We start from the raw sequence: 19582 nt of genomic DNA, 5'->3' as shown, positions 1-19582 counted from the left end.
TCCCTCCCGCCTCTCCCTCCCACTCTGGCTGACGGAAATTTTCTCATGTCAGAAAGAAAACGCTATCTCGGCGAACTGATTTCCGAATTCATCGCCGTGCTGATCATCATCATCTTCGGCGACAGCGTCGCGGCGATGATCGTGCTTTATGATCCCAATCCGTATCAGAACGCCTATTGGGGCGTGGCCATCGTGTGGGGGCTTGGCGTCACTATCGCCATCTATGCCACCGGGGCTGTAAGCGGCACCCATGCCAACCCCGCCGTAACCCTCGCTCTCGCCCTGTATCGCGGCTTTTCATGGAAAAAGGTCCTGCCTTACTGCACCGCGCAGGTGCTGGGCGGCATTGCCGGGGCTGCGGTCGTCTATCTCAATTTCCATCCGGTCATCGATCACTACAACATGACCCATCACTTCACCCGTGCGGGTGATGGCGGGGCCGCAGGGGTGTTCTTTACCCATCCCGGTCTTGCCGTGACGGCCATGCATTCCTTTGTGGTGCAGATCGTCCTGACCGCCGTTCTGGTATTTGGCATTTTCGCCATCACTTGCCAGTATAACACCCAGGCCCCCCAGGCGAATTCGGGTGCCCTGATCATCGGTCTGCTCGTTGCAGCCATCGGTGCCTCTTCCGGCTTTCTCGATGCCTGGGCCATCAACCCCGCACGTGATTTCGGCCCACGTACCTTCGCCTTCTTTGCCGGCTGGGGGGCTTCGGCATTCCCGGCACCTCAGCATTACTGGTGGGTCCCCATTGCAGGCCCGCTGGTTGGCGGCGTGGTGGGTGCTGGTATCTATCAGTTCACGCTCCGCCCGTTCATGCCGAACTACAACCCCGGCGCGACGACAGGCGCAGCCCAGACATTGCCCGATCCTGTCACCGCTACCCCCGTCATTACCCCGGCACCCGTATTCGCCTCGCGTGTCAACGAGGTCACGACACTCCATTAGATCCAGCCTTGTGAGGCACCGGCCGACCGGAACAATCCGATCGGCCTCCCCTCCCCGATTTCATGAGACAGCCTGCACCGGCACCGATATTCCACGCGTATTTCAAGGACCATCACCATGACCCGCAAGACCCATATCCTCGCCATCGATCAGGGCACGACCTCCACACGCAGCATCGTGTTTGACAGCAAGGCGCGCTCTCTCGCGCTGTCACGGCGTGAATTCACCCAGCATTATCCCAACCCCGGCTGGGTCGAGCATGATGTCGAGGATATCTGGCGCGATGCGCTCGACACGGCACGCGAGACCATCGAACAATCCGGGGGTATCGACAGGATTGCCGGGCTAGGCATTACCAGCCAGCGCGAGACCGTCGTGCTCTGGGAGCGCAGTACAGGCAAGCCGGTGCATCGCGCCATCGTCTGGCAGGACCGGCGCACAGCCGCCTTCTGCGCCGAGCTCAAACGCGATGGTGCGGAGGAAATGGTGCGCGCCAAGACCGGCCTGCTCCTCGATCCCTATTTCTCTGCCAGCAAGATCACCTGGCTGCTCGACAATATTCCCGGCTTGCGGGCACGGGCCGAGGCAAGCGAACTTGCCATGGGCACGATCGACTGCTTCCTCCTGTGGCGCCTCACCGGTGGCAAGGTGCATGCCACCGATGTCACCAATGCCAGCCGCACGGCCCTGTTCAACATTCACACGCAGCAATGGGACCACGAGCTTCTGGCCCTGTTCAACGTCCCTCAGGCCCTGCTGCCCGCTCTTTGCGACAATAGCGGTGAGCTGGGCATGACCGATCCGGCCCTGTTCGGCCAGTCCATCCCCATCGGCGGCATGGTGGGCGATCAGCACGCAGCGCTTGTGGGTCAGGCCTGCTTCAAACCCGGCATGGCCAAGGCAACCTATGGAACAGGCTGCTTCATGCTGCTCAACACGGGTGACAAGCCCGTCACCTCGCATCATCGGCTTCTGACCACAATCGGCTATCGTATCGGTGGCAAGACCACCTATGCGCTGGAAGGCTCCATCTTTGTGGCCGGGGCTGCCATCAAATGGCTGCGTGACGGGTTGCACCTCATCACCCATGCCTCTCAGACCGATGACATGGCAACGCGTGTGCCAGATAGCCACGGGGTATACATGGTGCCCGGTTTTGTCGGGCTGGGTGCCCCCCATTGGGACCCGGAAGCACGCGGTCTGATCTGTGGCCTCACGCTGGGCTCAACCGAGGCGCATATCGCCCGTGCAGCGCTTGAGTCGGTCGCTTATCAGACTTTCGATCTGGCGCACGCCATGCGTGAGGACGGCGCCATGCAGGCCCAGACATTGCGTATCGATGGCGGTATGTCAGCCAATGACTGGTTCTCGCAGTTTCTGGCGAACATCCTCGATACGGACGTGCAGCGCCCCGTGGATCTGGAGACAACGGCTCTTGGCGCTGCCTTTCTGGCAGGCCTGGCCACAGGTGTCTGGCAGTCTCTGGAGGAAATCGGCACCATCTGGGAGCAGGAACGGCTTTTCACGCCCGATATCGACGGTGCCCTGCGCCTGACATTGCTGCGCGGCTGGGAAGATGCGGTGCGTCGCACCCTGACCCCTCCCCATGAGACGACGAGCGTCACATCCGCGCGCCGCGATCAGGCAGCCTGAACCGGCTATCAGGCGTATGGTCCGAACCGGGCTGCGGGGGAAAGCCCCCGCAGCCCGGCCTTATTCAGCCCCTCACTCGTGGCCGGGGGAGCGTGTCCCTTAAAAGCAGGACGCAAACCCTATCGCTGCCGCATATTGCCCGATGGCAAAGACTGCATGGGCCAGCAGCACGAGACCGTAAAGCTTCACCGGGTTGGGCGTCTTGAGACCGAGAAAACCGCCTCCCATGCCCGGTACCATAAGTGTCAGGCCAGCAATGGTGGTCAGGACCACGCCGATAAGGATGATCGGCAGCCATGTGGGTGCTGCGATGAACGCCACACCCCAGAAAACCGGCAGCATGGCGGCATAGGCACAGCCCACCACGTAATGGAACAGCCAGCCAAGCCCGTGTTCACCGGGTGTGTAGACCCCGCTTGCCGTCGGTTCGAACACGCAGCGCCCCTGCTTCATGCCCTGTAGCCAGTGGCCGACCGCGCCCCAATTGGTCTGGGGGAGACCCAGAGCCTTGTCGAGCACGAGCGCGTAGAGATCGAGGATCAGGGTCGAGACAACGCCGACGAAAATCGTGAATACAATGATGGCCCCCAGAGGGTGCGCGAGAAAACTGTCCATTCCGGTCATCCTGCAATGAGCGAGCCCGGCTGAGCATGATGTGCTGACACCGGACCGTAAGCCCGCCCTCCATGACAGATCCGCCATCTGTCAGCCAGTTCGTAACACGTGCGCATCATCGGACACGCGCAATAGTGATCAGGAGCAAATCGCGAGCCCTTTCATAGCTGCGGCTGAATGACTGCGACAAATGGCACCGAGCTGAAGTGCTGTATCAGCCAGAACACAGCGGCCCCATGATGATGACTCACCTGACAAGAAGAAAGGCCAGATCTTCAGGCACAGCATTGGTCTCGTATCGATCACGAAAAGTAATCGGGCAATTCTTCATTGCGACTGGCCAGAGCCTGGTCACTAATTTAGCGTTATTTATAACATAGGCATCACACTTCCACCTGATACCCTTGTTGATCCGCCCGGAACCTGACCCCGCCACCGGCCTTCAATAACCAATCCCGTCCCGTTGCCGTCGCTTTGCGCGGCGCCCGTGGAACCGAGCCTGCGAAAGGAACGCCTCATGCTACCTGCCACACCCCCCGCCCCGAAAGTCGTCGCCGGTGAAAAGACGCTTTCCGGCGCCGACGATCCAGGCCCGGCAGGTTCGGTTCCCTCCCCGTCACGGCGTGGGCTGATCCGGATCGGTAGCGCCGCGCTGGGCGCAGCGCTTATGGCCCCCCTGATGCGGCGGGGAGCCTCGGCCCATGACGTTTCGGCTGATACGGCGCTCTCCCCGCCGAGTGTCGTCAGCACACCGCCGCGCCTCTGGGGGCCAGAAGCTCCCGTCGCCTTCACCCCCGACCCCGATATCATTTCCTACGACCCGTCCTTCTCGGCGGTGATTCTTGATAACGCGCCGCTTGTTCAGGCGTGGAAAGGCAAGGTGCTCTGGCTGGAAGGGCCTGCATGGTCAAACGAGGGCAGGTTTCTCATCACCAGTGATGTCATGGGAAGCACACAGTACCGCTACCTGCCGGAAGAACGCTGCATGACGGTGTTCCGCAAGGAAAGCTACCACTCCAACGGCAATACGTTCGATCGTGAGGGACGGCTCATCACCTGCGAGCACGGGTTGCGCCGGGTGATCCGCTGGGAGCATGACGGGCGCTGCACAGTGCTCGCGGAGAGCTTCAACGGCAAACGCCTCAACTCACCCAATGATATCGTGGTCGATCATGAGGGCGGGATCTGGTTCACCGACCCGCCCTATGGCGACAGATTATGGGAAGGGCACCCGGATGCTCCCGACGGGGCCACGCCGACAAAAGGCAATCTTACCTGGAATCTGGATCTGGAAGCCACAGAGCAGATAGGGGGTGAGCATGCACAGGCAACCCATGTCTTTCATCTCGACCCCGACACGCGTCACCTTACTGCGCTTCTCGATGGCGACGCCCTCGCGGGGCCGAACGGGCTATGCTTCTCTCCCGATCAGAAGACGCTCTATATCGTCTCCAGCGAAAAAGGCGCCCTCGGCCCCAAAGGTGGCGGGTATCGCAATATCTACGCATTTGACGTGCAGAAACTGAGGGGCACTCAACCCGGCACGAATGGCGTCCCGGCCCTTACGAACCAGCGCGTCTTTGCTGATATGACGCTGGGTGGTCACAAGCTCATGCCGGATGGTATCAAGGCAGACCGGCTGGGCAATCTCTGGGTCGCGGCCAATGGCCCGCTCGGGTTGTGCGGTGTGTTTGTCTATAACCCGGCAGGCAAGATGATCGGCCGCCTGCGCCTGCCGCGCAGTGTTTCCAATCTGTGCTTTGGCGGAACCCAGCGCGACCGTTTGTTCATGTGCGCTGAAAATACGATTTTCACACTCGATGTCGCCACACAGGGAGCCGGCCTGTCATGAAAACGCCTTATCGATTCCTGATCGGGGGGAGCGCAGTCACTCTACTTGCCCTCTCCGCCGCGCCTTGCGCACTGGCTGCGCCAGCACCCGATACAACCAAGCCGGATGCGGCCTCACAGCGCATCGCTCCGAAAAACGGCACGACGGCGCTGGAGGTCGTCAAGCGCTTCCCGAAGGATTTCAACATGATCGGGGTCGGGGTCTCGCATTCCGGCATCGTCTATGCCTCTGCCCCGGCAACCATGAAGCGCTACAGTGCGAGTGTCGTGCGGGTCGACCCCGCGACCGGCGCCCTCCAGCCGTTTCCCGATGCGGGCTGGAACCGCTTTGACCCGCATCCGGTGGACAAGGAAGTATGGGTTTCTGTACCGGCCCTGTGGGTGGATGACCGCAATCATCTCTGGGTGCTGGACTCATCGCTCCCTTCGGTGGACCAGAAAACCCTGCCGCCCAAGCTGGCGGAATTCGATGCCGAAACCGGGCAACTCTATCAGATCTATCATTTCGGCCCCGACATCACCCCGGCCGACTCACTTAACGATGTGCGCGTGGATACGCGCACGCGCACTGCCTATATCACCAATGAATGGGGGCGTGGCGGGCTGGTGGTGATGGATCTCGATACCGGGGCCTATCGTCTGGTTCTGGCCAATACGCGCTCGGGGATCGCCGATCCCAAACAGCATCTTCACATCTATGGGGAGCTTGCGCGCAAGAAAGACAATACGCTCCCCGTCACACAGGATGATGGCATCGCGCTCTCACCCGACCGCAAGTGGCTCTATTATCGCCCGCTCACCGACCATCATTACTGGCGCATCGCGACCTCGGATCTGCGCAATGCCAAACTCACCGATGCGGAGCTGGACAAGCGGGTAGAGTATCTTGGCCAATCGGTCATGAGCGGCGGTATCGAGATGGATTCCTGCCAGCGACTATGGGTGGGGGATATCGAGAACCATGGCCTTTATGCCCTGAGTTTCCCCAAAGGAGCGATGACACCCAAAATCGACTTCAGCTATCGCAACCCGGCGGTTCTGGACTGGGCCGATGGCTTCGCAATTGCGAAAGACTGGCTCTATATTTCCGACTCACGTCTTGATGAACTGGCCTTCAGCAATTCCCGTCCTGTTTCTGGCGCCACAACCATCTATCGTATGAAGCTTCCTGCCTGCGAGACGGGTGGGGAAATCTCGCCTCAACAGATCGATGGACATTCAAATTGACCGGGAACAAGACCGAAAAGGCCTCCCTCAACAAGGCTCTGTGGGCAGGATTTATTGGTGGCAACCTGTCCAGCCTCGTCAAATGGGGGACCGAAGTTCCCCTGCCGCCCCGCACGCCGGACCGCCCCAGCCCACCCGCCGAGATGCTGCGCGATTTCGGCATCGACGTTCGTGACCTGGTCTATCACTATTCGGACCATCTGGTGCAGGGCGGTGTCCTCCTTGTGCATCACCTCTTCTCCATCGTTTTCGCGCTGCTCTATTGCGTCATCTGGCGCTATGAGCCGCGCATTGCGCTCTGGCAGGGCGTTGCATTCGGGCTGGTCGTCACGGTGGTGTTCCATGGCATGGTACTGCCTTTGGGGCACTGGGCACCCGCCCTGTGGAATCTCCCGCGAGCGGAAATCCTGTCCGAGACAATCGGCCATATGTTGTGGGCATGGGTCATTGAGCTGATCAGACGTGAGTTCATGACCCCAGCCTCCGAGGCAAGGAAAACCCTGAAAGCCTGAAATACGGAAAGAGCTGCGAAGCGGGGCCATCATATCGCCCCCGCAGCGACAGTCAGAGGGCAAGCGCCATGCGTTGATGCTCGATCGGCCCCTTGAAAAACAGATCCCCCATCGGCTGCATGGCAAATTTCTCGTAAAAGCCGCGTGCCGTGCTGCGGGCATCGAGTTCGAGACGCGTGACGCCCAGCATCCGACAGGTCTCGATCGCCTCGCGCATCAGTTGCGTCCCGATCCCCTTCCCCTGACAGCGCCCCGTCACAGCGAATTTGCGCAGCTGGTACAGACCCGGCCCGATGGGGCAAAGCGAGAGACAGCCCACCAGCGTCTCGCCGATAAACGCTCCCAGATGCGTGGCTTCGGGGTCCTGCGGCACGCGACACTCATCTTCGGTCAGGGCTGGCCAAAGCACCTCACGGCGCAAAGGCAGACAATCTTCGGTTGAAATTCGCGCAATGCGCAGAGCGTCCTGCATTTCCCTACTTCCTAATGAGGCATTTTCACGCATCATTCCCGGCCGGTGCGATGCGTGTCCACGCCTTGAGCATAACTCAGATTGTCGTTTGAGGCCCTGCGCCAGCAATTTGTGTCCCCTCAGCCGGGCCGACATCTGAACAGGCTTTCTCGGGCGCCTGTCCCAGATCCTCCGCGCCACAACTCAGGCAAAAGCGGTTGAATGCCATGTTGCGCGTGTCGCAGCGCAGGCAGTGCTGATAGAGCGTCAAACCGCAATGGACGCAGAAATTCGTGTCCATACCCTCGGTACGTGCGATGGGACGATCGCAGTCGGGACAGATCCTCTTCTCGATTTTCGCATAGGCCTGCTCGCGGTCCACCCGCTGACGTCGCTCCTTTTCGGACTCTGCCTCGGCAATACGCCGTCTTGCCAGATAGGCCTGCATGTTCCTGATCAGTACCACGCAGACAATGACAGTGAGGAGTGCGCCAACGCCATAACGCACATACCCGCCATAGCTTGGAAGATAGGGGACAAGCTCGACAAAGAACGCGTAAAGCGAGGCCAGAACGAAGCCGCGATAGAGTGGCCAGTAGGCGCTTTGCCGCTTGCGCATGACCAGCCATGCTGACAGCAGCAGAAGCGGCAGGGTGAAGGCAAGACGCATGAGGAACACGCGTAATTGCGCCATAAAGACAGCGCGGGCATAAACCGGCCGGTAAGCCTGCGCGATTGTATCGCGTTCCTGCTCGATCGCCGTTTTCTGCTGGCCAAGCTCGTGCGCACGCTGATCGATCGCCTCGATTTTCTGCGTCGCCTGATGCTCGAGCCGCTGCAATTGCTCGAGCACTTCGGTGCGACGCGTCAGCTCGGTATCCTGCCGTTGGTCAGTTGTCGCCTTGCGCGTCTCGATCCAGGCTTGAAACGCCTCTTTTGCACTGCTTGTCGCACTTTGCGCGGCTGTCAGGGCAATTTCGTCGCTTTCACGCTGTGTACGCAGGGTGTCCTGCTCGCTATCGATTGCGCGATCACGCCTTAAAAGCGCTTCCGGGTAATGGGGCTGGTAACTGACATCCCCTGCGCGGCGCGGCAGATCATCGATAACCAGACCGCCAAGCCCGATCAGGAATACCGCAAATGCAGCCGAGACAACCCACATAGCCAGCGCATACAGACGCTCCGGAAGGCGATTGCCTTTTTTCATTCTTGTTTCCCATGATGGTGCCAGGTTGGCGGGGGCACGTCGCTGGAAAGGAAGCGCGATCTGACGCCTGCGTCAAATATCCGCAGCGTGATCGTAATTGCACATTGCGGGTCGAGCCCGTATCAACGCCACCTTCCCCCGTGACCCAGAGGTTCCATGATCCGTCTTGATTCGATCAGCAAGCAGAACGGCCAGCGCGTCATTTTCATCGAGACGAGCGCTGCCATCCAGAAGGGCGAGAAAATCGGTCTGGTCGGGCCCAATGGCGCCGGCAAGACCACGCTGTTCAGGCTGATCACAAAGCAGGAATCTCCCGATGAGGGTCAGGTGTTCCAGGACCGCGGCATCACCATCGGGTTCTTCAGCCAGGACGTGGGCGAAATGGATGGCCGTTCGGTTGTGGCCGAGGTGATGGACGGCGCAGGCGAAGTCGCAAAGATTGCTTCGGAGCTGGCAGAGCTCGAGGCCGCCATGTGCGATCCCGACAGAATGGACGAGATGGACGCCATCCTTGAACGCTTTGGCGATGTGCAGGCGCGCTTCGAGGAACTTGGCGGTTATGGGCTGGACAGCCGTGCCCGTGAGGTGCTGCACGGCCTCGGTTTCTCGCAGGAAATGATGTCCGGCGATGTGGGGCTTCTGTCGGGTGGGTGGAAAATGCGCGTAGCGCTGGCCCGCATCCTGCTCATGCAGCCTGACGTGATGCTTCTTGATGAGCCGAGCAACCATCTTGATCTGGAAAGCCTGATCTGGCTCGAACAGTTCCTGAAAAACTACGAGGGTGCGCTCCTCATGACGTCGCATGACCGCGCCTTCATGAACCGTGTTGTCAACAAGATCCTCGAAATCGACGGCGGGACGCTGACCTCCTACACGGGTGATTACGAATTTTACGAGCAGCAGCGTGCGCTGAATGAAAAGCAGCAGCAGGCGCAGTTCGACCGTCAGCAGGCAATGCTGGCGAAGGAAATCGCCTTCATCGAACGCTTCAAGGCACGGGCCTCCCATGCCGCCCAGGTGCAGAGCCGGGTCAAGAAGCTCGACAAGATCGATCGCGTGGAACCGCCGCGCCGCCGCCAGACCCTGTCTTTCGACTTTGCCCCTGCACCGCGCTCTGGCGATGCTGTTGCCACGCTCAAGCAGGTTGGCAAGGCCTATGGCTCACGCGTGATCTATCAGGATCTCGACCTGCTGATACGCCGTCAGGAGCGCTGCTGTATCCTCGGCGTGAACGGTGCTGGCAAATCCACTCTGCTCAAACTGATTGCAGGAGCCAGCGAGCCTGACTCAGGCAGTGTGAGCATTGGGGCTAGCGTGAAAATGGGCTATTTCGCCCAGCATGCCATGGATCTGCTCGACGGCAGCCGCACCATTTTCGAGACACTGGAGCACGCTTTCCCGCTTGCCGCCCAAGGCTCGCTGCGTGCTCTGGCAGGCGGATTCGGCTTTTCAGGGGATGATGTCGAGAAATATGTCAGCGTCCTTTCGGGCGGGGAGAAAGCCCGTCTGGTCATGGCGCTGATGCTGTTCGATCCGCCGAACTTTCTCGTGCTGGACGAGCCAACCAACCATCTGGATATCGACACCAAGGAAATGCTGATCCGCGCGTTGTCCAATTACGAGGGCACCATGCTGTTCGTCTCGCATGACCGGCATTTTCTGGGGGCACTTTCCAATCGTGTGCTCGAAGTCACGCCGGATGGGCTGCACCGCTATGACGGTGGGTATCATGAATATGTCGCTGCCACGGGTCAGGAAGCCCCCGGCCTTCACGTCTGATCCGTTTACGTCTACCGGGCGCGACATCAAGCACCCGGCAGATGGCATGATCCCTGTTCTCCCGATAGCCCAACGCCTCGGGAGGGATCATCCGGTTTTTATGCAAGGCGCCGCACCAGACCCGGCACCAGATCCAGCCCGAAGCGATAGCGGTCTGTCGCCCTTTGGAATTGCCCGCTCTTCGGGCGGTGGCCACGCCCCAATAGGGTCGAAGCGTCTCTTCTGTCCCCCGCTCAGACGGTGATAAATGCAAACCGCTCGAGCAACGTCCAGGGGCCGCCTTCATAGCGCCAGAGACGAAGAGCCACCGCGTGGCACCTAACCGGATGAGGGGCCGTCTGAAGGTCTGCAAGAAGCGCACGGGCCTGTTCCGGCGACACCTTGTTCTGCACCGTCAGATGGGGCCGCCATGAAGCGGCATCCTGGCGGGTCAGGCGCTCCCTGCCGACCACAGAGACGATATCCGCACGCAGCCGGGCAAGATCCGGCGTTGTCATGGCATAGGCCACACCACGCCCTAGAAGATAGGGCGCGCCGATCGTAATCTCTGGCGCCTCACCCAATGTTGCCAGATTCGCGCCGATGCAGTCGCGACACGATGATGGCAGGGCGTGAAACAGGGTCACATGAGCAGGGACGATGTTGCGAGCTGCTGGAAAATGCGTGCTGCGCATATTCTGCGCCCAATCCTGCGTAGCCGGGTCGAATTCCAGCGTCAGGATAAGCGGTGCGTCATTCCCCTGATCCATGCGACCTGCTCTCCTTACATGCTTGACGGTTTCAACCCATCAAGACGCGAAAGAGCGTGGCGGGGTTGCCCCCGAAGACAGGCCACATGCTGGCAGACCGCCCGCCAGCCCTCCGCCCGGCAGTCTAATCCTGGCCTCCATCGCGGTTGCGCCCATGAAAAGCGATCATATCCGGGTGCCTTGTCATGATGAGGCGCGCAAGCCAGGTGCGATAGGGAAAAACAAGCGCCATAATCTGGCTGAAACCCCATGAGAGATGGCTGTCATCCGGATCGCTAATGCCCGTCTGGTGGATGACGTAGCCAAGCCAGTAGCTCGATACGATGAAGATATTGGCGACGAGCGGCGGTATGGCGTCATCATCAATCGATAATGCCCTAAGCCGCCTGAGTTCCAGGACAAGACCTGTGATCCGTGCCGACAGATCGCGATTCAGGCTCATGGCTGCAGCCTGAATCTCCGGCGCAAGGCGGAATACGGCGTTACCGTCGCGCATCAGCGCCCGATAGTGCCAGCTGAGCGCGCACCATTCGCGCAACAGGCTGATGGCCTGCTCGATTGCGGCAATGAGTTCGGCGCGGTTGAATTGTCGATGAATGAATGGCCCGGATGAAAAGATCTCCCGCGCATCCGTCTCGAACAGGGCAAACAGAGCCTGCACGATCTGGGCCTTTGTCTTGAAGTAATAATAGAGGTTTCCCTCATTGATGCCGCAGCGCTCGGCGAGTTCACGCGTGGTGAGGCGATCGAACCCGACTTCATTGGCAACGACGCGCGCCTCCTCAAGGATTCGTGATCGTGTGGAAGGACCCCGCGCCATATCTACGCTCGCTTTCTAAGGTAATCACCTTATATGGTTTAAGGTGTTAGCCTTAGATAACGGAGTCCATCCGCAATGTCATCCCTGCTCAACCCCGTCCGATCCCTGCCGAGCCAGATCAAGGCGCTGCACGCCACGATGAAAAACCCGGTGGAGGCCCTGCCCGAGGCGGTCTATCACGAGCGCATCGTCGAGCGTCGCCTGATGCGACAGCATATCGTCTATGTCTGCGCGCCGGACCTCATACGAGAAGCGCTCGTGACCCGCAGCCATGCACTCGACAAGGGCGAAGGGCTACGCCGCGCCATCGGACCCGGGCTTGGGCAGGGCTTGCTGACGGCCGAGGGCAGCCATTGGCGCTGGCAGCGTCAGGCCCTTGCCCCGGTTTTCAGAGCCAATGCCACAGCTGCCTTCCTGCCTGCCATGACGCGGGCCACTCTTGGCTGTGTGCACGATCTGGTCAGACAGGGCGGCGTGGTGGCCATCGAGCAGATCATGATGCGGCTTACGGGACGCATCATTATTGAGACGATGCTGTCTGATCCCGAAGCCGTCGATGCCGATGCCATGGCCGACGGTCTGGCGATATTCCTTCATCAGACGCGATGGAGCCTGCTCGGCGACCTGCTTGGCACCCCCGAATGGATGCCCCATCCGGGCAAGGCACGCGGCCTTGCCGCCGCCCGTGCCTTGCGTCGTGAGGCGATGGCCCAGATCTCACGCCGCCGCGCGGCGATGGCGCACGATACGCCGTCCGGATTTTCGACGCAGGAAAACACTCCGCAAAGCGGTGGGGCGTCACTCCTGCCCGATGATCTGCTAGCGCGGCTCCTTGCAGCGCGTGACCCTGAGACAGGTCGGATGATGAGCGATGAGGAAATCATCGATAATCTCCTGACGTTTCTGACGGCGGGTCATGAGACCACAGCGTTGGCGCTTGCCTGGACATTCGACCGTCTCGGTCGTCACCCCGAAATCGCACGCAGCGTGCAGGCGGAAATCGATGCCGTACTGGGCGCTGGTGATGTGAATGGCACTGGGGGCGATGCGCTTGCTATGGAGCAGGTCCAGAAGCTCACCCTCACACGTGCCGTACTCCGTGAGTCAATGCGTCTGACGCCACCGGCGCCGATGATCGTCCGTGAGGTGAGCGAGCCTTTTGAGCTGGAGGGGGTGCAGCTTCGTCGCGGTACGCGTCTGGTTGTGCCAATCTGCGCCCTGCACCGGCACAGGAGCCTGTGGTCGGCACCCGAAATTTTTGACCCATCGCGCTTTATGATGCCGGACGACGGCAAGGAAAAGCAGATTGACCGCTTTGCCTATCTGCCTTTCGGCGCAGGGCCACGCATCTGTATCGGGGCAAGCTTTGCCGAAACCGAGGCCCTTGTCGTAATGGCGCTCATGCTACGCCATGTCACCCTCACCCCGATGCTGCGCGAGGCCCCACCCGGTCGGATGGAAATCACCATGCGACCGGCGAAGCCGCTGCTGATGGCACTGGGCAAGCGTTAGCCGCAACGCACCCTTATCGTATGGCCCCAAAATATCCGGCGGCATCCATAAGCCGCGGATGGACTAAACCAGGAATGGATGAAAGGTAGAATCTGTTACTTCGTCCATGCCTTCAACGGAAACATTCGACTCACGAGGGACACAGAGCATGTTACATGAGACGACCTTTCCATATATATTTTCTGTGTTACCTCGATAATTTGACGCGTTATACAAGAACGGCAGGTGCCACCACAGGCGGTAGCCGATACTCCAAAGATATTCTATCAGCGATTGTGAGAGGGATTTCTCTTCATTTTCGATATAGAGAAAAGGACGGCATCGGCTGATCGTTTCTGATGCGCCCAGTAGGACCTCACGTTCAAATCCCTCAACATCGATCTTGAATAATGTGACGTTGCGTCCCTGAAGCGCTTCATCGGCCTTCAAACTCTGTACCTTCACCATATCGTCAGCATGATCGTGGTGCATGGCAACACCGCCGAAATTGCCTATCCGGAGATAATCGGGACGTTTGAAACTTACGGCACCGTTTTCGGCCGCGCAGGCGAAAGGTAAGGCGAGCACATTATCTATGGCATTCAGCGCCAGATTTGCGCAGAGGTTCTGAAACAGAAAAGGCTGAGGCTCGAATACGACGAGATCACCTGCGACTTTTTTCGCAGCCTGCGCCAGCGCAACTGTCTGGCTTCCATTATTCCCGCCTACCTCAACGATCGTTCCGGGTCCCCGAACAAGAACACGAAGTAACTCGAGCTCGGACTCCCCATACTCGCCATACCGAAGCAGGGCCTGCCCGATATAATGATCATGCGGATTAACAAGCATTGCCCCGTAGCGACCTTGGGTCAATTTGTAGGGGGCGCTCGGCTGTACCACCTGTTCCAATACTTTCAATCCTGAAAAATCTGATAGATCGGGCATGCGCCTCATAGTGCGCTCGCCTAGTATACACGCGGATTCTTTCGAACGTCGTTTACTTCCAGGCCGATCACAGAATAGCGTTTATTTCATTGGCACCGCGATGCAAGTGGCAGATCATGACAGTTCACATCCGCATTCAGTACAGATCTATTTTGAGGCACAAACGATGCCATAAAAAAGAATAACTCAAAAATAATTTTATTTTCTAGATATTATGAAGAGATATACAGTTTCTCTGATACTTCATATTTCAAATTTATGTTTATAGATTTCCAAATATCATATGGCTGCCATTTTATATTTTAACCTGCACGACGCGTCCGATTTTTCACCCGAGATGGACGTTCTACCCGGAAAAGGCATCGATGGCTTGGCTCCCAAGGGGCTATCTCGGGAAACGTCATCCGTAATTCACAACATAGTGGACACCAAACCAGGGGGCTGACACAGCCGGTTTACCAATGCATCAGCAAACCGGCCGATATAACGTTTAAAGACCGTTGAGCGGCGGCGGAACACGAGCAGCGGCGAGTGCCACCTGCTGTCGCTCCGCGAGAGCGACCTCGTCGAAATCCGCAATCAGTTCCTGGAAAAGCTTGTGCCAGTTCAGCTTGGCGCGCAGGCGAAGGAAAACGCTCCCCAGACCGATAGCCGAGCGGTCGACCAGCACGAACTCACGTGACGGACGCACGCCGCCCGTGCGCTTGAGCCCCTCGTATACGCGTTCAGCAATATCACGCCCGAAATTCGGGTCGTCATTTTCCTGAATGAAACGCTCTCGGTCATCCATCAGCGGGCCGTAGATGAAACGCGCCCACTCATTCAGCACCGAGGCTGTCTCGCGCGATAGCCCCTTGAAGCCCCAGGCCTCATAGGCTGCAAAGGCCATGTCCTCATCATTTTCACGCAGCGCATTGAAGAGGTCGATGATACCCTTGATGAAATGCGGTGGGAAAATACGTATCGCACCGAAATCGAGCAGGTTGAGCCCCCAATCGGGGCGAATGGTGAAATTGCCCATATGCGGGTCGCCATGGATGATTCCGTAGCGATAGACCGGTGTGTACCACGCCTTGAACAGCGCGGTCGCAATGGCATTACGCTCTTCCTGAGTCGGGTTCGTATCCAGAATCTTCTGGATACCCCTGCCCGAGACCCACTCCATCGTCAGCAGGCGACGGGTGGAAAGCGCCTCGACAGGCAGCGGTACCGTAACTTCAGGAATATGCTGCAGCATGTCGCGATAAAGCCGCATATGCGAGGCTTCGCGCTCGTAATCGAGCTCCTCGCGCAGGCGCTCTTCCAGCTCGCGCACGACTTCATCCTGTTTGATGGCTGGCAGGAACTGCTGCACGAGCCCGACCACCACCCTGAACTGACGCAGATCGGACTCCACGGCAGCGTTCATATCGGGATATTGCAGCTTGCAGGCGACATCCTGCCCTTCTGCCGTTACTGCGCGATGCACCTGCCCCAGACTGGCCGCCGCCATGGCCTGATGGGAGAAGGAGCGAAACTGCCGCTCCCAGTTCACACCGAGTTCAGTCACCATACGGCGGCGCACAAAGCTCCAGGCCATCGGCGGGGCATTGGCCTGAAGTTCTGCCAACTGGTTGGCATATTCCTCGGGCAGGGCACCGGGGATGGTAGAGAGTATCTGCGCGCCCTTCATGAGCGGCCCCTTGAGCCCCCCCAGAGCCGCACGCAGGTCATTGGCATGAATGGCCTGATTGGATTTGAAACCAAGCTTGTTGCCAATCACGCGCGTCGCAATACCCCCGACCGTGCCTGAGGCACGCGCCATGCGCTTGATTTCGCCAAACAGGCCAGTCTGATCCAGATCCTTGGGTGTGCTCATCGGTTAAGCGCTCTTGTCCTGTTTTTCCTGAGCCTCAAGCTCGTCAATGAAGCCGGAGATCACATCCAGGCCCTTGCGCCAGAACCCCGGGTCGGTCGCATCCAGACCGAAAGGTGCCAGCAGATCGGCATGACGCTTCGTGCCCCCGGCCTCCAGCATCGCCACATAACGATCCTGAAACGCGGCTGTTCCACCCTGCTTGTCCTGTTCGCTTTGATAGACGCCATAGAGCGCATTCACCAGGCAATCCCCGAACGCATAGGCGTAAACATAAAACGGTGAGTGCACGAAATGCGGGACGTAAGACCAGTAGGTGTCATAATCGGGAGTGAACTCGAAGATCGGGCCAAGACTGCGCGTCTGCACCTCGCGCCAGATTTCGCCCAGACGCTCGGGAGACAGCTCGCCGTTACGGCGCTCATCATGCACCTTCACCTCAAACTGGTAGAAGGCAATCTGGCGCACAACCGTATTGAGCATGTCCTCGACCTTGCCGGCCAGCATGCGGCGCCTGCGCGCGGGGTCGTCTTCCGCGTCCAGCAGGGCGCGGAATGTCAGCATCTCGCCGAACACCGAGGCTGTCTCGGCAAGGGTGAGCGGGGTCGAGGATTGCAGATAACCCTGCTTTGCCGCGAGAAGCTGATGCGCGCCATGTCCCAGCTCATGCGCCAGCGTCATGACATCGCGCGTGCGACCGTGATAGTTGAGCAGCACGTAAGGATGGGTGTCCGGTGTGACCGGATGGGCAAAGGCGCCGGATGACTTGCCCGGCACTGGCGGCACGTCGATCCAGTCATTCTCCATGAAGCGCCCCACGAGCGCACCAAGGCGCGGGTCGAAACGCTCATAAGCATCGCGCACGATGGTCTTGGCATCTTCCCACGGGATTAGCCTGTCCTCGTCACCGGGGAGCGGGGCGTTGCGATCCCAGTGCTGCAGCTTGTCGAGGCCAAGCCATCCTGCCTTGAGACTGTAATAGCGATGTGCCAGCCGGGCATAATCGGCGTCGACTGCCGAGACGAGCGCATCGACCACTTCATCCTCAACCATGTTTGCCCGGTTGCGGCTCGATGAGGGGCGCGGGAAATTCCTGAGCCCATCCTCAATGGACTTGTCCTTGGCAAGCGTATTGGTGATCAGCACGAGAAGGCGCTGATTGGCCCCCAGAGCGCGGCTCACTTCACCGGCTGCGATACGACGTTTCTCCCGATCGGGGCTGGACAACTGGTTGAGCGCGTCACCCAGAGGGCGCTCCTCGCCATCGAGCGTGACCGTCAGGGAGGCCATGGTCTCGTCAAAAAGCCGGTTCCACGAAGCCCTGCCCGTCACCGACTTTTCGACCAGCACCTGTTCAACCTCATCAGAAAGCTGATAGGGCCGCCATACACGCAGATCACGCAGGAAGGGCACCCAGCGGGCGAGCTCGGCGTCCTCCAGCAGCTTTTCAAGATGGGTATCATCCAGTCGGTTGAGCTCAAGCGTGAAGAACAGCAGATGCGATGAGATTGCCGTCAGACGCTCTGTCATGCCCTGTGAGAAGCGCCCTGTGGCCGGGTCGGTCGTTCGCGCCGCAAAGCCAAGTTGCGCGAACGCACCCAGACGGCCCATGCGCTGGTCGATCTGCTCATACGCTACGATGGCAGAGGTCAGATCGCTGGCACTCGCTTCAGCCAGCCTGCCTTTCCAGCGTTCGGCGAAGGCCTTTGCCTGTTCATCGCACCAGGCGAGATCGTGCTCGATGGCAGGGTCATCGAGGCCGGCATACAGATCCGAGAGATCCCAGCGGGGCAAGGTAGGGCTGTCGGCTTGGGCCATGTCGTCGGGTCCTTGTTATCTTTGTCTGTCCCATCCCATCTGGTGACGACCAGATGGGACAGAAAGAGGGGTATCGCCCCTGCCGTGAAAGAGTGCGTGTCGCGTCCGGGAAATGACGCCCTATCGGAACGCCGGCTCGTCAAAGCCGCGCAGCTTGCGCGAATGGAGACTGTCCACCCCCCGCTCACGCAGCAGGCGCATGGTCTCGATCCCCACCATGAGGTGCTGGCTAACCCGCTCACGGTAGAACGCATTCGCCATTCCGCGCAGCTTCAGCTCGCCATGCAATGGCTTGTCGGACACACAAAGCAGCGTGCCATAGGGAACGCGAAACCGGAATCCGTTGGCCGCAATGGTGGCGGATTCCATATCCACGGCGATGGATCGGCTCATATTGATCTGGGTAAAGAGCGCCCGCAAACGGAGCTCCCAGTTGCGGTTATCGGTCGTCATGACCGTGCCTGTGCGCAGCCTGGTCTTGATCTCGCGCTCGTCCAGCCCGGTCACACGCTCCATCGCCTCCTGCAGCGCCACCTGCACCTCTGCAATCGGGGGGACGGGCACCCATGTCGGCAGGTCGTCATCAAGCACATGGTCGTCGCGCACATAGCCATGCGCCAGCACGTAATCGCCCAGCAGCTGGGTACGACGCAGCCCGGCGCAATGGCCCACCATAAGCCAGCAGTGAGGGCGCAGAACAGCCAGATGATCGGTGATCGTCTTGGCGTTGGAAGGGCCAACACCGATATTGATGAGCGTGATGCCATCACCATCCGGGCGGCAGAGATGATAGGCGGGCATCTGCGGCAACGAGGCTGAAGGCTGCCCCGACATACCGGTCTTGCTGTAGATCGCATCGCCCGGCTCGACGAAAGCGCTGTATTCACCGCCCGCATCGACCTGTGCACGGGCATAATCGCGAAAGCCATCAACATAGCGCTGATAGTTGGTCAGCAGAATGAAGCGCTGGAAATGACGGGGCGCCGTGCCGGTATAGTGATGCAGGCGCGCAAGCGAATAATCCGTCCGCTCGGCGGTGAAAAGCGCCAGAGCCTTTGGCGCGTCGGAGTCCGGTATGATTTCGCAATTGGCAATGCGGTCATCTGTCGCATGCAGATCCGGCAAGGCGTAATTATCCTGCAGGATCTTCAAATCACTCTCGGTGAGGCCAGTCACAGCCTCTTCCATGACGTAGGGCAGCGGCATGGGGCGACGCGAGAGCCCGACATGCACAGGCTGACGGTAACATTCGAGTAAGTTCTCGATCTGGGCACGCCAGTAAGTGCGAAACAGCGCAGGCCGCGTCAGGGTGGTGCCATAGAAGCCGGGCTCAAGCAGAACGCCAAAACGCGGCTTCACATCATGGGGGATCGATCCGCGCGCGAGAGAAAAAGCGAGATAGGGATAATAGGACTCCGCAGGCTCACGCGCCTCGAAGGCCTTGCGCAGCCGGGATGCCCCCTCGTCGTAAAGCGCTTCGATCCGGTTAAGCGCTGCCTCGGCATCATGAAACGGCATGAAGCCTGAACCGACCTGGTCGAACATGCCATCCTGATCCGATACGCTCATCCTGCATCCTTCCCGTTTTTCAGCCCGCTCTTGAGAGGGTTGCGATCAGGCTAGCCCGAACTGCACAACGACGATAGACGCAGATATCG

At 59.4% G+C, this 19582-nt stretch carries 16 protein-coding genes; 7 read left to right on the top strand and 9 right to left on the bottom strand.

What is annotated here, in order from left to right; genetic code table 11:
- The first annotated feature begins 45 nt into the window (after nt 1-45).
- Together F3J08_RS01640 and glpK are read left to right on the top strand one after the other, a co-directional pair.
- Entirely contained in the window at nt 46-951 is a 906-nt protein-coding gene (locus tag F3J08_RS01640; protein WP_122039896.1) for an MIP/aquaporin family protein, read from the top strand.
- 117 nt (nt 952-1068) lie between these two features.
- Nucleotides 1069-2604, top strand: coding sequence for a glycerol kinase GlpK (gene glpK / locus F3J08_RS01635; RefSeq protein ID WP_166928163.1), 1536 nt, complete (start codon nt 1069-1071; stop codon nt 2602-2604).
- Between the two features lie 99 nt (nt 2605-2703).
- Here the strand turns inward: glpK and F3J08_RS01630 are convergent, their stop codons facing one another.
- Nucleotides 2704-3219: a DUF2938 family protein gene (locus F3J08_RS01630; RefSeq protein ID WP_166928162.1), complete on the bottom strand. Its 516-nt coding sequence runs from the start codon at nt 3217-3219 to the stop codon at nt 2704-2706.
- 517 nt (nt 3220-3736) lie between these two features.
- Here F3J08_RS01630 and F3J08_RS01625 point away from each other — a divergent pair.
- From F3J08_RS01625 to F3J08_RS01615, 3 genes are read left to right on the top strand one after another with little or no spacing between them, the layout of a single operon-like run.
- Nucleotides 3737-5071 (top strand): SMP-30/gluconolactonase/LRE family protein, encoded by a 1335-nt coding sequence (locus F3J08_RS01625; RefSeq protein WP_166928161.1) that lies wholly within the window; start codon nt 3737-3739, stop codon nt 5069-5071.
- Nucleotides 5068-6297, top strand: a complete 1230-nt coding sequence (locus F3J08_RS01620; RefSeq protein ID WP_166928160.1) for an L-dopachrome tautomerase-related protein — start codon at nt 5068-5070, stop codon at nt 6295-6297. Before F3J08_RS01625 ends, F3J08_RS01620 begins: the two co-directional genes overlap by 4 nt.
- Complete coding sequence (locus tag F3J08_RS01615; protein WP_166928159.1) at nt 6294-6809, top strand: DUF1440 domain-containing protein; 516 nt, start codon at nt 6294-6296, stop codon at nt 6807-6809. The genes F3J08_RS01620 and F3J08_RS01615 overlap by 4 nt, the downstream gene beginning before the upstream one ends.
- 52 nt (nt 6810-6861) lie before the next feature.
- On the opposite strand, the gene F3J08_RS01610 is transcribed toward F3J08_RS01615, so the two are convergent.
- Both F3J08_RS01610 and F3J08_RS01605 read right to left on the bottom strand, forming a co-directional pair.
- On the bottom strand, nt 6862-7281 hold the full coding sequence (locus F3J08_RS01610; protein WP_166928158.1) for a GNAT family N-acetyltransferase: 420 nt from the start codon (nt 7279-7281) through the stop codon (nt 6862-6864).
- 76 nt (nt 7282-7357) lie between these two features.
- On the bottom strand, nt 7358-8467 hold the full coding sequence (locus F3J08_RS01605) for a zinc ribbon domain-containing protein (RefSeq protein ID WP_205206612.1): 1110 nt from the start codon (nt 8465-8467) through the stop codon (nt 7358-7360).
- A 156-nt stretch (nt 8468-8623) separates the two neighbouring features.
- Here F3J08_RS01605 and F3J08_RS01600 point away from each other — a divergent pair, with 156 nt between their 5' ends.
- A complete protein-coding gene (locus tag F3J08_RS01600) occupies nt 8624-10246 on the top strand; it encodes an ABC-F family ATP-binding cassette domain-containing protein (protein ID WP_166928157.1) in 1623 nt (540 codons plus the stop codon).
- A 233-nt stretch (nt 10247-10479) separates the two neighbouring features.
- On the opposite strand, the gene F3J08_RS01595 is transcribed toward F3J08_RS01600, so the two are convergent.
- Nucleotides 10480-10995 carry a 2'-5' RNA ligase family protein gene (locus F3J08_RS01595; protein WP_166928156.1) on the bottom strand — a complete coding sequence of 172 codons (516 nt, stop codon included), beginning with the start codon at nt 10993-10995 and terminating at the stop codon, nt 10480-10482.
- A 124-nt stretch (nt 10996-11119) separates the two neighbouring features.
- A complete protein-coding gene (locus F3J08_RS01590; protein ID WP_166928155.1) occupies nt 11120-11815 on the bottom strand; it encodes a TetR/AcrR family transcriptional regulator in 696 nt (231 codons plus the stop codon).
- Between the two features lie 75 nt (nt 11816-11890).
- On the opposite strand from F3J08_RS01590, the gene F3J08_RS01585 reads away from it, so the two are divergent.
- Nucleotides 11891-13327 (top strand): cytochrome P450, encoded by a 1437-nt coding sequence (locus F3J08_RS01585; RefSeq protein ID WP_166928154.1) that lies wholly within the window; start codon nt 11891-11893, stop codon nt 13325-13327.
- Between the two features lie 63 nt (nt 13328-13390).
- Here the strand turns inward: F3J08_RS01585 and F3J08_RS01580 are convergent, their stop codons facing one another.
- The 4 genes from F3J08_RS01580 to F3J08_RS01565 form a co-directional block, all read right to left on the bottom strand.
- A complete protein-coding gene (locus F3J08_RS01580; RefSeq protein WP_205206610.1) occupies nt 13391-14251 on the bottom strand; it encodes an FkbM family methyltransferase in 861 nt (286 codons plus the stop codon).
- A 490-nt stretch (nt 14252-14741) separates the two neighbouring features.
- The gene (locus F3J08_RS01575) at nt 14742-16109 is read right to left on the bottom strand and encodes an AarF/ABC1/UbiB kinase family protein (RefSeq protein WP_166928153.1); all 1368 of its coding nucleotides are present in this window, start codon (nt 16107-16109) and stop codon (nt 14742-14744) included.
- A 3-nt stretch (nt 16110-16112) separates the two neighbouring features.
- On the bottom strand, nt 16113-17924 hold the full coding sequence (locus tag F3J08_RS01570) for a M3 family oligoendopeptidase (protein WP_166928152.1): 1812 nt from the start codon (nt 17922-17924) through the stop codon (nt 16113-16115).
- 120 nt (nt 17925-18044) lie between these two features.
- Nucleotides 18045-19493: an AMP nucleosidase gene (locus F3J08_RS01565; RefSeq protein WP_240149056.1), complete on the bottom strand. Its 1449-nt coding sequence runs from the start codon at nt 19491-19493 to the stop codon at nt 18045-18047.
- Nucleotides 19494-19582: the final 89 nt, after the last annotated feature.

It is taken from the genome of Asaia sp. As-1742 (assembly GCF_011753235.1).
Taxonomy (GTDB): Bacteria; Pseudomonadota; Alphaproteobacteria; order Acetobacterales; family Acetobacteraceae; genus Asaia; species Asaia bogorensis_B.
This window is presented reverse-complemented; position numbering and strand designations above follow the sequence as displayed.

Coding starts and splice junctions, on each gene's coding strand:
- F3J08_RS01570 (WP_166928152.1), bottom strand. CDS start 17,924: ATGGCCCAAGCCGACAGCCCTACCTTGCCCCGCTGGGATCTCTCGGAT.
- glpK (WP_166928163.1), top strand. CDS start 1,069: ATGACCCGCAAGACCCATATCCTCGCCATCGATCAGGGCACGACCTCC.
- F3J08_RS01640 (WP_122039896.1), top strand. CDS start 46: ATGTCAGAAAGAAAACGCTATCTCGGCGAACTGATTTCCGAATTCATC.
- F3J08_RS01625 (WP_166928161.1), top strand. CDS start 3,737: ATGCTACCTGCCACACCCCCCGCCCCGAAAGTCGTCGCCGGTGAAAAG.
- F3J08_RS01630 (WP_166928162.1), bottom strand. CDS start 3,219: ATGGACAGTTTTCTCGCGCACCCTCTGGGGGCCATCATTGTATTCACG.
- F3J08_RS01595 (WP_166928156.1), bottom strand. CDS start 10,995: ATGGATCAGGGGAATGACGCACCGCTTATCCTGACGCTGGAATTCGAC.
- F3J08_RS01605 (WP_205206612.1), bottom strand. CDS start 8,467: ATGAAAAAAGGCAATCGCCTTCCGGAGCGTCTGTATGCGCTGGCTATG.
- F3J08_RS01620 (WP_166928160.1), top strand. CDS start 5,068: ATGAAAACGCCTTATCGATTCCTGATCGGGGGGAGCGCAGTCACTCTA.
- F3J08_RS01580 (WP_205206610.1), bottom strand. CDS start 14,251: ATGCCCGATCTATCAGATTTTTCAGGATTGAAAGTATTGGAACAGGTG.
- F3J08_RS01610 (WP_166928158.1), bottom strand. CDS start 7,281: ATGCAGGACGCTCTGCGCATTGCGCGAATTTCAACCGAAGATTGTCTG.
- F3J08_RS01575 (WP_166928153.1), bottom strand. CDS start 16,109: ATGAGCACACCCAAGGATCTGGATCAGACTGGCCTGTTTGGCGAAATC.
- F3J08_RS01600 (WP_166928157.1), top strand. CDS start 8,624: ATGATCCGTCTTGATTCGATCAGCAAGCAGAACGGCCAGCGCGTCATT.
- F3J08_RS01565 (WP_240149056.1), bottom strand. CDS start 19,493: ATGAGCGTATCGGATCAGGATGGCATGTTCGACCAGGTCGGTTCAGGC.
- F3J08_RS01590 (WP_166928155.1), bottom strand. CDS start 11,815: ATGGCGCGGGGTCCTTCCACACGATCACGAATCCTTGAGGAGGCGCGC.
- F3J08_RS01585 (WP_166928154.1), top strand. CDS start 11,891: ATGTCATCCCTGCTCAACCCCGTCCGATCCCTGCCGAGCCAGATCAAG.